We start from the raw sequence: 11,792 nt of genomic DNA, 5'->3' as shown, positions 1-11,792 counted from the left end.
CCCAAAGTAAGGAAATACTTGGCCGAAACAGTAATGATTTGTTAACGCACAGGAAAAATTATTCCAACGCGTAGCGGTTTGGTATTTTATTGCAAAGCTAAGGCCATATTAAAATTTTCTTAATAAATATAAGAAGTGTTGGGGCAGAGGAGGGGAGGGGAGAAAATGTTATATAAATTAAATACGCACTTTTTAAAATTTAGCATTTTAAAAAGTGCGGATAAATCTGATTAAGCTTCTTCAGTTGCAATGACAGCAACCGGTGCTTTAGCAACTATTAAAGATTTAAATAATTTAGCATTAGAGACTAATGCTTCAATGCTTGTGGAATTAATCGGGGCGCCTTGAGGTGAACCACTTAATGCACCTGCTTCAGAAGAAACTAACAACGCTGCTTGTAATTCCATTGGGTGAGTAACTTGAGCAAATACTGCATCAAATTGACCTGATGCTAAATGGCATAAATCCAATACACTACAACCAGTAATTCGGGTGAATAATGCGTCTTTTTCCCATCCGTTTTGTGCAAAGTTTGCAATGGCGCAATCGTGTACTTCGCGTTTTTGTTTGATGCGTATTTTTTTCTCATTGTATTGAGCGCCGCGACCGCGACTGGCAGTATAAATTTCATCAGTCATAGGGTTAACAATGACTGTATTTTCGATTTTGCCTAATTTATATTGGGAAACAATCACACAAAAATAACCAAAACCAATAGCAAAATTGTTGCTACCGCTTAGTACATTAACATACCAGTATTCTTTGTCTTCAGCAGTTGGGTTATTTGATTCATGTGCATTGAAAATTTTAACGCCATCGTAGGCATTAGAAAGGATTTTTTTAACACGAAAGGCGGCATCATCTAATGATTGTTCGACTACAAAACTGTGAGAGTCGCCCTCAGCGGTTAAAACATCTAAATTATTTGTTACGTAAGCAAGTTTGTCTGCAGCTGCTTTGGCCGCACGCAAAGCAATCGTCAGCGTCGGATTCATTATTAATACCACCAATTTTTAAAAGAACGGTCGGGTCAATTCCCGAAAGGTGGCCATTATACAAGTGAACAAGGTAGAATACAGTTATTTTTTGCAAATGGAGTAAACATTGAATCAGGCTTGGTTTAGTCAGGTTAAATTTGTGATGGTGCAAACCTCGCATTCTGGCAATATTGGCGCGGCTGCCCGCGCGTTAAAAACTATGAATTTCTCAAAATTAGCCTTGGTGAGTCCAAAGTTATTTCCCTGTGAAGAAGCCACTGCAAGAGCAAGCAGCGCAGCTGATGTATTAAATGACGCACAGGTATTCGACAATATCGAAGACGCCATTGCCGATTGCCACTTTATAGTTGGCGCCAGCGCCAGAAACCGCTCAATGCCTTGGCCGCTACAAGACGCTAGAAATGCCTGTATAGAAATGTCAGGCCTAATTAAATCCGATCAAAAAGTTGCGATATTATTTGGTCGAGAATCCAGTGGCTTAACAAATGATGAATTAAGTTTATGTCATGCTCATATTCAAATACCCGCAAACGAAAACTACAGCTCGTTAAATATCGCAAGCGCTATGCAAGTGATTGGTTATGAATTACGCACACAATTAATGGATACAAATATTAGTGCCGTTGAATGTGAATCATTAGCCAGCGCGAAACAACATGAATTGTTTTACGAACATTTAGAAAAAACATTAAAAGATATTGAGTTTTTAGATCAAGACAACCCAAGAATGTTAATGCAAAAATTTAAACGACTGTTTGCAAAAGCAAAATTAGAGACCACAGAAATGAATATATTGCGTGGCATGCTGAGCAAAATTGATAAGAATAAACAGTAACGAATTCGTTTTGACTCAATCTAACTGATCAAGTGAAAAAGTTGATTGTTCACCAGGACCAAAAGATTTAATCACAAGCGCCATCGAGATAATAAATAATAAGAGTAATTTATGTTTAAACAAATTAAAGAAGACATTAATGCCGTTTTTGATCGTGACCCTGCGGCCAGAAATAGTTTTGAAATTTTAGTGAATTACCCAGGAATTCACGCGTTGATTTTTTATCGTGCGACCCATTGGCTGTGGAATAAAAATTTAAAATTTTTAGCAAGAACCATTTCACAATTTGCTCGTTGGATTACAGGGATTGAAATTCATCCAGGTGCAAAAATAGGTAAACGATTATTTATTGACCACGGTATGGGAGTGGTGATTGGCGAAACCGCAGAAATTGGTAACGATGTAACCATTTATCATGGCGTCACATTAGGCGGCACATCTTGGCAAAAAGGAAAGCGACACCCAACATTGGAAGATGGGGTAGTAGTTGGCGCAGGTGCTAAAATATTAGGCCCATTTACCGTTTCAAAAAATGCAAAAATCGGCTCCAACTCGGTGGTTACAAAAGCAGTAGCAGAAGGGGTAACCATTGTAGGTGTGCCTGGGCGTGCAACTAAAACCAGTACTGATGAAGGTGAAGAGACACGCAAAAAATTAGCGGACAAACTAGGTTTTGAAGCCTACGGGGCAAGTGATATGCCAGACCCAATCGCAATTTCCATCAATGCAATGCTTGATCATATTCATCAACAAGACAAACGCATCAACCAAATGTGCAAAACCCTAAAAGCCTTAGATGAAAATTTTAAAGCAGAAGGTAAATTGAAATTGGATGACCGTGGACTTGAGTTGGATGAGTGCTGTGGTGGCACTGAGATGGGAAATAAAAAAGATTAATAGTTAGTTGATTGTTTAATATAAATTTAGGTCGTAATGCGTTTGTGTTACGGCCTTTTTTTATTGGGTTTACATGTAAATAGTACTTATTTCTTGCTTATATTCGAGCTGTATTTTTTGAATTATTTTAGTTTATGGATTACTTTTTCATCTAGTTGTTTGATATTGAGTTGATAGACGATAAGATTGTTAAAAATGGAAGTTTGTTTTGATTATAATTTGATTAAAAAAGTTATAATCGTTGAAGTGATTAAAATCACTGAATTTATGTGTTTTTCTGAGTATCTTATTATTTTAGTTTCATTTTGTTAACTAAAGTAATAGTGCCATTTGCTATTTTTGATTTTAGCCATACGATCTGCAGTAGCTGTATCGTTTTATAATTTGTGACAATTAAAATTCAAAGAAGAGTTAATATGATAGAAAAAATGGATCAAGCAATAATTGAACAATCCCTTGAAATATTAAATAAAAACATTGATAAAATTTGGACCATCAAAGAAGGTAATTTACATCAAACGTTTAAATTCAGTGACTTTATATCGGCTTTTGCATTCATGACAAAGGTAGCGATAATAGCTGAAAAATCGGATCATCATCCAAATTGGTCAAATGTGTATAACAAAGTAGTTATCGATTTAACAACCCATGAAGCTGGTGGACTAACTAAACGGGATTTTGATATGGCGCTAGAAATTTCAAATTATTGTTGAAGTGGGTTGTCCATTTAGGACTTTCTATTGGGCATAAGTAAAAACGAATTTGATGGAATTATCCAAATAACGACTTCGCTTTTTTCATGCCTGCTGTTTTATTAATATCACAATGTTTCATCGCATTGTAAATACTTTTAATTGATCCAACCATTCGATGAAATTGTTTGCCATAATTTTGCGCACTATATAAAAACTCATCAGGATCAATATTAAACTCAGAAAGTACAGAGGGTGTATGCTTGCTTATCGAAGCTTTGTTGTCTCTTAATTGTTTTCCTGTCCATTGCACTAACTCAATATAAGCACTTACTTTAATCGGGATATCATTCTTTTTGGTTGTTGAGTAATTTCCAGTTAATTTTGATAGCGCTTTGGGTTGCTGATTAGCATGATTAATGTTGCTGGCTTGTTTTGCTTTTTCACAACGTTTTTTAATGGAAGTGCATTCTGATTTTTGAATGGTCTTACTCATATTAGCTCGAATAGGGTTTAAGTCTACATAAGCCATGCAAGTTAATAATGCTTGTTCATCTAATAATGCCTGTGACTTAAAACGAGACTCCCAAAAGCGACCTTTGCAATCATCTTCTTTATTAGCAATACGCGCCAAAGGCTCGTTAATATTACGCATAAACCAACTGATGTCATGTAATTTTTTACGGCAATTCTCTGCAAATTCTAAGACTAACACAGATTCAATGTCAGTTAAATTTTTACCTTTTAGATAAGATCTTGATAATTCAGTGCCTTTGTAAATCTTGTGCCAGCGAGTAATGACTTCTAAAGGAGACCATTCATCTGAATTGCTTTTGTGCACATCCAAAATAACATGATAATGGTTGCTCATCACGGCATAAGCACAAACATCAATGGCAAACACAGTGGTTAAAAAAAGAATACGATCTTCAATCCATTTTCTACGATCAATTTTGTCTGGATTATCTTTTGAGTGATCATCAAGGATGAAGGCTTTGCGCACTGCACGTGTACAACAATGAAATTTTGTGGTTAAAGTGAGGTCAATTTGTGCGGAGCGTTTAACAGCCATAATCATCGTCATCTAATTGAGTGGTTTATTAAAAGATAGTTGAGTTTGTCAGTTTTACGCCCTTATAATTGTAATGAATTGTACAAAAGTGGATGTCACTTCTGAGTTTCACTGGGTCTTTCACTTCTGGGTCGTACAAAAGTGAGTGTCACTTCTGGTTTCTCGTCACTTAAATTTTTACCTTTAAGATAAGATCTTGATAATTCAGTGCCCTTGTAAATCTTGTGCCAGCGAGTAATGACTTCTAAAGGAGACCATACATCTGAATTGCTTTTGTGCACATCCAAAATAACATGATAATGGTTGCTCATCACAGCATAAGCACAAACATCAATGGCAAACACAGTGGTTAAAAAAAGAATACGATCTTCAATCCATTTTCTACGATCAATTTTGTCTGGATCATCTTTCGAATGATCATCAAGGATGAAGGCTTTTCTGACTGCACGTGTACAACAATGAAATTTTGTGGTTAAAGTGAGATCAATCTGTGCGGAGCCTTTAATAGCCATAATCATCGTCATCTAATTGAATGGTTTATTAAAAGATAGATGAGTTTGGCAGGTTTACATCCTTATAATTGTAATGAATTGTACAAAAGTGGATGTCACTTCTGAGTTTCGAGTTACTGAGTTTCACAAATGTACAAAAGTGGATGTCACTTCTGAGTTATAATCGGCTAATCCAGACACCCAAAGTAAAACCAAGGCCAATCCCAAAAAGATTAGCCTTTTTTTGTCAAAAATCTAAAAATCAAAACTAGTCAGATATCAAAGGTAAACCCTATAAGTTATTATGAATGTCTAATTAATGTGGAAACAAAAATGGAATTCATAGAATTTAATAGCAATAGCCCACTGTATGATCAGACGATGGAGCTTCGATATCGTACCTTCTTTAAAGATTTTGGTTTGCCTAAGTCAGTCACACCCGATGAGCTAGAACCCGTAAGTTTTCATTTGGCGTTGCTTAATCAATCAGAAATTTTGGCATATGGTAGGTTATCACCACTTGAAAATGGTGTGCTTAGAATCTCTCAAGTCATAGTGCCTGAAGCTCATCGTAAAAACGGCTATGCGACAGCGCTACTGTTAAAGCTCATAAAACGTGCTCAATCACTTGGGGCGACTAGCATTCAATTGAATGCTCAAGTATCGGCTCAAAAACTCTACGAAAATTGTGGTTTTGTTGCTAGTGAAAAACCATATAAAGTAAAACTAACAGGTGTTGAACACGTAAAAATGGTGGCGACACTATCCACGTAACAGGCAGGTAGCATCGCCACTTTGTGGTCACAACTTTTGGTGTAACAACCAAATTGATAATCTAGAAAAAGTAAATGAATACGAGAAACGCTTTTAATTGGCCTTGCACAAAAATCCTATAACAAGGGAGATTTAAACAAGGCGATTAAAGCGGACACCCAAATCTTGGTTGGTGCTCGTTGCTCATAACCATTATAGCCAAGTATTTATTACCGTTTATTACGGCGTCAGGTGTTTAATGAAAACGATTGAAAAAATCTCGTACCGTAAGGCTACTGAGAAAGACATTCCACAGCTTATTGAACTTCGCATCAAACAGCTTATAGATGAAGGATACCCTGAAAGCAGAGATATTCGTCACGAACTGCAAACGTATTTTACAGCTAGCTTAAGTAATGGCTCGCTGGTTTGTTGGCTTGGGCTCAGTAACGATATAATTATAGCCACTGGTGGGCTTTGTTTTTATCAACTGCCTGGCTCTTTTTCTAATCCAACTGGCATCAATGCGTATATAACCAATATGTACACTGCGGATCAGTTTCGTAAACAGGGTATTGCATCATTTTTAATTGATAAACTGTTAACTGAGGCAAAAGCGGGCGGCTTTGCTTTTGTAAAACTGCATGCATCAAATCATGGAAAAAGTGTTTACCAAAAAGCAGGTTTTGTAAACGCTGATGGCTATATGGGGTTAAAATTTTGATTTTTGGAGCTTGAGAGTTAAACAGACACCCATAGTAATACGATTTAAATGCCAATCTAGTAATTTTAAATCATCACTTACTTTATACACATAATTGATCCTGCTTAATTTAATGGTTACATTTATTGTGTTTTTACGAAACCACTTAATAATCGAAATGCGCACAGCTATGGATGTCCGTGTAATAAATAAGTAGTCAGTCAATATGTGGGTGATGGCTTGCCTTAACAACTATCCAACATAAATGTAAAACAAATTTTGGAGCCGACTCAGTAAAGCGACCCCAATATTAACATTAATTACGTAGGGTTGAGCTTTAGCTCAAAAACTAACGTGGATGCTTTTTTGATCCTTGAAAGGTATCCTGAGATAGATTTATGTTGTTTTGTGGCTGTCTACCCAAGATGCTGACTTGTTCTGCCGATTTTGAAATTTAAAGAAAAGCTAAGGTTTTGTTGTTGTCTATGTCAAATGTAAGACGCGACCCCATCATACCAGGTGCCGTCAGTTTAAGCAGTCTGAAGTCAAGACTCGACCCCATTGTTTTCCCATTGTTTTCCCATTGTTTTCCATATTTTGATGTGTGTAAAATCTAAAATGGAATATCTTCATCTTGGTTAATTAATGGTTGTGGTTGTTGTATCGGTTGAGGTTGTAGGCATTTAGTGCATCCTTTTGAAGTATCTTTATCAAAATCAATTTTTTTCAGAAAAGAATCACAAGATTTGCATTTTGGTAGCTTAAAAAGATCAGCTCCACATCCGCCACAGCATGGTGTATTAGCAATTGAGTAACCACATGTACATTGATATACAAGCTTAGTTCCGCAAGATGTACAGTGAATGTCAGAGCAATCTTTAATAAAATTGGCGCCTCTTAAATACCCATTTTCGGACCAGTTAGCATCAGGGCAGTTTAAGCTATTGCACAATGCTAGCCGAGGAGTTTCATTTGCGTAATAATTTGCACCTATTATACTTTTTAATTCATGATACATATCTTCAGCATTGTTAAATCTGTCATCTGCATTTTGTTCACATGCTTTATTTATACATTTTCTTAGTGCGAAAGGAATAGAAAATAGTGGTTTATCTAAATCTTTTAAATTTATAGAGCCTGTTAAAAGCTTGCATAATGTCATACCCAAGGAATACAAATCAGAACGTTTATCTACATATTTCATGCTTCTTCTTTGTTCTGGTGGCATGTAATCTATTGTGCCTAAATGGTCTCTAGTTGAGGTGTTCCTAGTTAAATCTGTTTGACCTAATGTGGAAAATCCAATTGAGAAATCAATTAAATATGCATGTCCATTTTTTGTAAGCATAATATTTGACGGTTTAATATCCCTATGAATAATCTCTTTTAAATGTATAGAAGACAAGGCGTCTAAGATTTGAATAGCAATTGGGATAACTTCTTGTTGTTCAAGTCTTCCTTTTTCTTTAATGTACTTTTCCAAATCATGACCTTCAATATACTCCATAACGATATAAGGAATTGAGTTATTGTCAGTTATCACATCGCCATGTGTAATTACGTAAGGTATTGACGGGTGCTGTGTTGAGGCGAGTAAAAAAGCTTCGCGTTTAAATTTTTTCTTTAAACTTGGGTTGTTTTTATTTAGGGGGCTATCATAAAATTTGATTGCTACATTTCTATTTAATGATGGTTGTGTTGCTAGATAGGTTTTACCAGATAAACCGCGCCCAATTATTTCCGATAATTTAAATCCTTGTTTACTTAAGTGCTGATTATAATCTTCCATTTAAATTCTCATTTATGGGTGTTAATAAATTATTAATATTACCTTTTTGTAATTGTAATTCAATAGAGTGCTTAAATATTATCGATCAGCAGGATGAATCACCCCATCTTTCGTCACAATCCCTTCAATAGTCAGGGGGTTAATCCCTTCTAAACACGAAACATTAAACCCATACAAGTGCGGATTAGATCGGCGTTGATGGTGGTATAAATACCACAATGTTTACAAAAGAAATGCTTGGCATGAGGATACTCTGAGCAATTAAGATTTTGTCAGCGGTTCATTTAGGTGGAATAGGCGCGGCGGACAGTGTAGCGAAATGACTTGTCCTTTTCAAACTGTCCAACAAAGTATATTCCACTTAAATGAATCGCCCGAAGGGGCATTCAAAAATTCCATTACTCTTCGTTAAATTTGTTTGAAAGGAATTGGCCATTACTTCTCAAATTTGCCTCGATTAATTAAATTTTTGAAAGCCTGACTTTATCTTAATTGCTCAGAGTATCCTTCAGTGTTGAATTGATACAGGGTCAGCGCGTCTTCGCCTTTTATAATTTTAATGCCATTTAAATTAACTGAGGCTGCAATGGCGCCACGGCGTTTGCATAATGAACAGTCACATCGGCGTAATTCAACTAAGCCTTCAGGTAAAGATAACTCCATCTCAACAGCGCCACAATGGCAACTTGCTTTGTGCTTGGCTTGAATTTTTATTCCGTTTACTTCTTTTAGATTCATTTTTATTAGTCCTCAATGATTTATTTTGTATCTCATAGAAAATTCAGGGTGATTTTTAGTAATTATTTAATATTCAGAATCTAGAAATTTTTGAGTATTTCGCAATGCAATATCATAGAGTTCGACGGATTTTATTAAACCTTCCGTTGTTTTATCGTAATGGTTTACGGAGAATTTCACTCCTTTATAAGTGTCTGAAAAATTACAATACGGGCTTGATGCACTATTTTGGCATCTCGATACAAGTTGGAATCCAGATCGAAGTTCTCTTATTTCTTCTAAAGGTTGGCTGTAAGTATATTTTCTCCAAAATGTATCAATATTTTCAGGGGGAGGGCTAAAACAAAATAGTATGTTGTCTTCAATTTTACATTCTTCGCTGGTCATTCTTTTTTGAATCTCTTTTTTATCTTCTAAGAATGCTTTTTCTTTGTATTGGAAGTGAATGTGATGAGTAGGGTCCCATCTATCATCTGTAGTGGCTGTTCCAAATAGAACAATAGTTATTGTTCGAATTTTTAATGGTGTCTCTGCACAGCCAAGGCTATAAAAGTTCTTAGATGACATTAAATTTTGCATATGTACTTCAGTTTCATTACCTTCGTTGTCTATGGTCGCATTTAAAATTTGGTCAATAGGGTAGGAGTAGTTTTTATTTCCAGCACTAACAAATATATCCTTGCTTGGATTTTTGCATTTCATATCATTTTCAAAATGAGTGTTTTTAAACAAACCATATTCTTTAAGATTTTTTTCAGTGTAATCATAAACTTTAGGTTTGGTGGTAAAAAATGAACAACTTGTTAAGGATAAAACTAAGAGAATTGAAATAAATAAGTTCATAATATTTCCTTCGTAAAAAATTAAGTGTAAGTTAAAAAAAACCCAGCAAAGGCTGGGTTTTTATATTCAAATCATTACATCAATCAATATTGATTATAACAATATACGACGTAAATCTTTAAGTGCTTTAGCAAGGTAAGTAGTAAACATACCTGCATCAGCCCCATTAACGGCTCTGTGGTCAAAGCTTAGTGATAATGGTAAGAAGTTACGTGGTACAAACGCTTTACCGTCCCAGAATGGTTTAGTTTGGTTATTTGATAAACCAAGGATTGCCACTTCAGGTGCATTTACGATTGGGGTGAATGCTGTTGATCCGATGCCACCTAATGATGAGATCGTGAAACATCCGCCTTTCATTTCATCTGCAGTTACTTTGCCTTTACGGCCACGTTGTGCAAAATCGACGATTTCGTCTGCAATTTCCCAGATTGATTTTTTATCTGCATCTCTAATAACAGGCACAATCAAACCAGTTGGTGTCGCTACTGCGATACCGATATGTACGTAATGCTTTTGTACTAATTGCTTGCCATCAGCCATTAATGACACGTTAAACTGTGGAAATTCTTGTAAGCCAGCTGCTACCGCTTTTACTACAAACGCTAATGCAGATAAACGTGAACCACGTTTTTCAGCTTCAGGGCGTAGCTCTTTACGGAACGCTTCTAAATCAGTTACGTCAGCTTCATCAAAAATGGTAACGTGTGGAATGTTCAACCAGTTACGTGTCATATTCTGTGCAGTTAACTGCTGAATACGCGCCATTTTCTTCACTTCAACTTCACCAAACTTGCTGAAGTCTTGATCAGGAATCGCTGCAATGCCAGCACCAGAAGTTGCGCCGCCAGCAGGCTGAGCTAAGCGTTTTTTAACATACGCTTGCACGTCTTCTTTGATGATACGAGCTTTAGGGCCAGTGCCTTTGCCGATAAGAGCAAGGTCAACACCAAATTCACGAGCAACACGACGAACAGCAGGGCCTGCATGTACGTAGCCTGATGTTTTTACATCAGTTGATGTTGCTTTAGCTGCAGACGCTGCAACCGGAGCAGGTGCTGCAGGAGCAGATGCGGTTGGTGCAGGTGTTGCCGGAGCCGCTACAGGAGCAGGGGCTGCGCTTGTTGATTTCACTTTAAATAAAGGTGAACCCAATGTTACGCTGTCGCCAACTTTAACTAATACTTCAAGTACTTCGCCAGACTCTGAAGAAGGGACTTCCATAGAGGCTTTATCTGTCTCTAATGTCACAACCGTGTCGTCTTTAGCAATGGTATCGCCAACATTAATGCTGACTTCAATGACTTCAACTTCACCTTCTGTACCAATATCTGGAACAGTGACTGTAATTTCTTGAGACGTTGCAACCGGTGCAGGTGCTGCTGGAGCAGATGCGCTAGGAGTTGGTGCAGAAACAGGGGCCGATTCGCCAGCTGTTTTTACTTCAACTAATACAGAGCCTTGTTTCACTTGATCACCAACATTGACTTTAACAGCAACGACTTCGCCGCCTTCAGTTGCAGGTACTTCTAATGATGCTTTATCCGTTTCTAATACTACTAAAGAATCATCTTTTTCAATTATGTCGCCAACTTTTACGCATACTTCAATCACTTCAACTTCATCTTCTGTACCGATGTCTGGTACAAATAAGTCTTTAGCAATCGATGCAGATGCCGTCATTGTATTTGAAGGGGCAGCTTGAGCAGGTTCAGCTTGAACTTCTGCTGCGCTTCCTTCTACTTCTAGGTAAATGATTTCGTCATTTTCAGACACTTCATCGCCTACTTTAATTTTAATTGCAGTGATTTTACCTGCTGCTGGAGAAGGCACTTCCATTGATGCTTTGTCTGTTTCAACCACGATTAACGTGTCATCTACAGCGATTACATCGCCTACTTTTACGCTTACTTCAATAATTTCAGCGCTTTCAATGTCACCAATATTAGGGACTTTAATAATTTCAGTCGCCATGTGGGGC

12 protein-coding genes are annotated in these 11,792 nt (G+C 36.8%); 5 read left to right on the top strand and 7 right to left on the bottom strand.

Annotation, left to right across the window (positions count from 1 at the left end; all coding sequences use genetic code 11):
- Positions 1-230 precede the first annotated feature (230 nt).
- Positions 231-995, bottom strand: coding sequence for an inositol monophosphatase family protein (locus TYM08_RS11900; protein ID WP_422379367.1), 765 nt, complete (start codon positions 993-995; stop codon positions 231-233).
- A 109-nt stretch (positions 996-1,104) separates the two neighbouring features.
- Here TYM08_RS11900 and TYM08_RS11895 point away from each other — a divergent pair, with 109 nt between their 5' ends.
- The 3 genes from TYM08_RS11895 (at position 1,105) to TYM08_RS11885 (ending at position 3,443) form a co-directional block, all read left to right on the top strand.
- Positions 1,105-1,833, top strand: a complete 729-nt coding sequence (locus TYM08_RS11895; protein WP_422379366.1) for an RNA methyltransferase — start codon at positions 1,105-1,107, stop codon at positions 1,831-1,833.
- 111 nt (positions 1,834-1,944) lie between these two features.
- Complete coding sequence (gene cysE / locus TYM08_RS11890) at positions 1,945-2,730, top strand: serine O-acetyltransferase (RefSeq protein WP_422379365.1); 786 nt, start codon at positions 1,945-1,947, stop codon at positions 2,728-2,730.
- Positions 2,731-3,146: 416 nt separating this feature from the next.
- Positions 3,147-3,443 carry a 4a-hydroxytetrahydrobiopterin dehydratase gene (locus TYM08_RS11885; protein WP_422379364.1) on the top strand — a complete coding sequence of 99 codons (297 nt, stop codon included), beginning with the start codon at positions 3,147-3,149 and terminating at the stop codon, positions 3,441-3,443.
- A 58-nt stretch (positions 3,444-3,501) separates the two neighbouring features.
- On the opposite strand, the gene TYM08_RS11880 is transcribed toward TYM08_RS11885, so the two are convergent.
- Both TYM08_RS11880 and TYM08_RS11875 read right to left on the bottom strand, forming a co-directional pair.
- On the bottom strand, positions 3,502-4,494 hold the full coding sequence (locus TYM08_RS11880; RefSeq protein WP_422379363.1) for a hypothetical protein: 993 nt from the start codon (positions 4,492-4,494) through the stop codon (positions 3,502-3,504).
- 95 nt (positions 4,495-4,589) lie between these two features.
- Entirely contained in the window at positions 4,590-5,006 is a 417-nt protein-coding gene (locus TYM08_RS11875; RefSeq protein ID WP_422379362.1) for a hypothetical protein, read from the bottom strand.
- Between the two features lie 312 nt (positions 5,007-5,318).
- Here TYM08_RS11875 and TYM08_RS11870 point away from each other — a divergent pair, with 312 nt between their 5' ends.
- Positions 5,319-5,759 (top strand): GNAT family N-acetyltransferase, encoded by a 441-nt coding sequence (locus TYM08_RS11870; RefSeq protein ID WP_422379361.1) that lies wholly within the window; start codon positions 5,319-5,321, stop codon positions 5,757-5,759.
- 238 nt (positions 5,760-5,997) lie between these two features.
- On the top strand, positions 5,998-6,462 hold the full coding sequence (locus tag TYM08_RS11865) for a GNAT family N-acetyltransferase (RefSeq protein ID WP_422379360.1): 465 nt from the start codon (positions 5,998-6,000) through the stop codon (positions 6,460-6,462).
- Between the two features lie 592 nt (positions 6,463-7,054).
- Here the strand turns inward: TYM08_RS11865 and TYM08_RS11860 are convergent.
- The 4 genes from TYM08_RS11860 to aceF form a co-directional block, all read right to left on the bottom strand.
- Positions 7,055-8,230 carry a serine/threonine-protein kinase gene (locus TYM08_RS11860; protein WP_422379359.1) on the bottom strand — a complete coding sequence of 392 codons (1,176 nt, stop codon included), beginning with the start codon at positions 8,228-8,230 and terminating at the stop codon, positions 7,055-7,057.
- A gap of 483 nt (positions 8,231-8,713) precedes the next feature.
- The gene (locus tag TYM08_RS11855) at positions 8,714-8,968 is read right to left on the bottom strand and encodes a GFA family protein (RefSeq protein WP_422379358.1); all 255 of its coding nucleotides are present in this window, start codon (positions 8,966-8,968) and stop codon (positions 8,714-8,716) included.
- Positions 8,969-9,034: 66 nt separating this feature from the next.
- The gene (locus TYM08_RS11850) at positions 9,035-9,811 is read right to left on the bottom strand and encodes a hypothetical protein (protein ID WP_422379357.1); all 777 of its coding nucleotides are present in this window, start codon (positions 9,809-9,811) and stop codon (positions 9,035-9,037) included.
- Between the two features lie 93 nt (positions 9,812-9,904).
- Positions 9,905-11,785: a dihydrolipoyllysine-residue acetyltransferase gene (gene aceF, locus TYM08_RS11845; RefSeq protein ID WP_422379356.1), complete on the bottom strand. Its 1,881-nt coding sequence runs from the start codon at positions 11,783-11,785 to the stop codon at positions 9,905-9,907.
- Positions 11,786-11,792: the final 7 nt, after the last annotated feature.

It is taken from the genome of Marinicellulosiphila megalodicopiae, from assembly GCF_045862395.1.
Taxonomy (GTDB): Bacteria; Pseudomonadota; Gammaproteobacteria; order Pseudomonadales; family Natronospirillaceae; genus Marinicellulosiphila; species Marinicellulosiphila megalodicopiae.
Note: the sequence above shows the minus strand (reverse complement) of the source record. Positions and strands in the feature narration are given on the sequence as shown.

Bases quoted from the DNA above. Each gene is read 5' to 3' on its own strand.
- TYM08_RS11865 (WP_422379360.1), top strand. From the start codon at position 5,998: ATGAAAACGATTGAAAAAATCTCGTACCGTAAGGCTACTGAGAAAGAC.
- TYM08_RS11885 (WP_422379364.1), top strand. From the start codon at position 3,147: ATGATAGAAAAAATGGATCAAGCAATAATTGAACAATCCCTTGAAATA.
- cysE (WP_422379365.1), top strand. From the start codon at position 1,945: ATGTTTAAACAAATTAAAGAAGACATTAATGCCGTTTTTGATCGTGAC.
- TYM08_RS11850 (WP_422379357.1), bottom strand. From the start codon at position 9,811: ATGAACTTATTTATTTCAATTCTCTTAGTTTTATCCTTAACAAGTTGT.
- aceF (WP_422379356.1), bottom strand. From the start codon at position 11,785: ATGGCGACTGAAATTATTAAAGTCCCTAATATTGGTGACATTGAAAGC.
- TYM08_RS11875 (WP_422379362.1), bottom strand. From the start codon at position 5,006: ATGGCTATTAAAGGCTCCGCACAGATTGATCTCACTTTAACCACAAAA.
- TYM08_RS11855 (WP_422379358.1), bottom strand. From the start codon at position 8,968: ATGAATCTAAAAGAAGTAAACGGAATAAAAATTCAAGCCAAGCACAAA.
- TYM08_RS11860 (WP_422379359.1), bottom strand. From the start codon at position 8,230: ATGGAAGATTATAATCAGCACTTAAGTAAACAAGGATTTAAATTATCG.
- TYM08_RS11880 (WP_422379363.1), bottom strand. From the start codon at position 4,494: ATGGCTGTTAAACGCTCCGCACAAATTGACCTCACTTTAACCACAAAA.
- TYM08_RS11870 (WP_422379361.1), top strand. From the start codon at position 5,319: ATGGAATTCATAGAATTTAATAGCAATAGCCCACTGTATGATCAGACG.
- TYM08_RS11900 (WP_422379367.1), bottom strand. From the start codon at position 995: ATGAATCCGACGCTGACGATTGCTTTGCGTGCGGCCAAAGCAGCTGCA.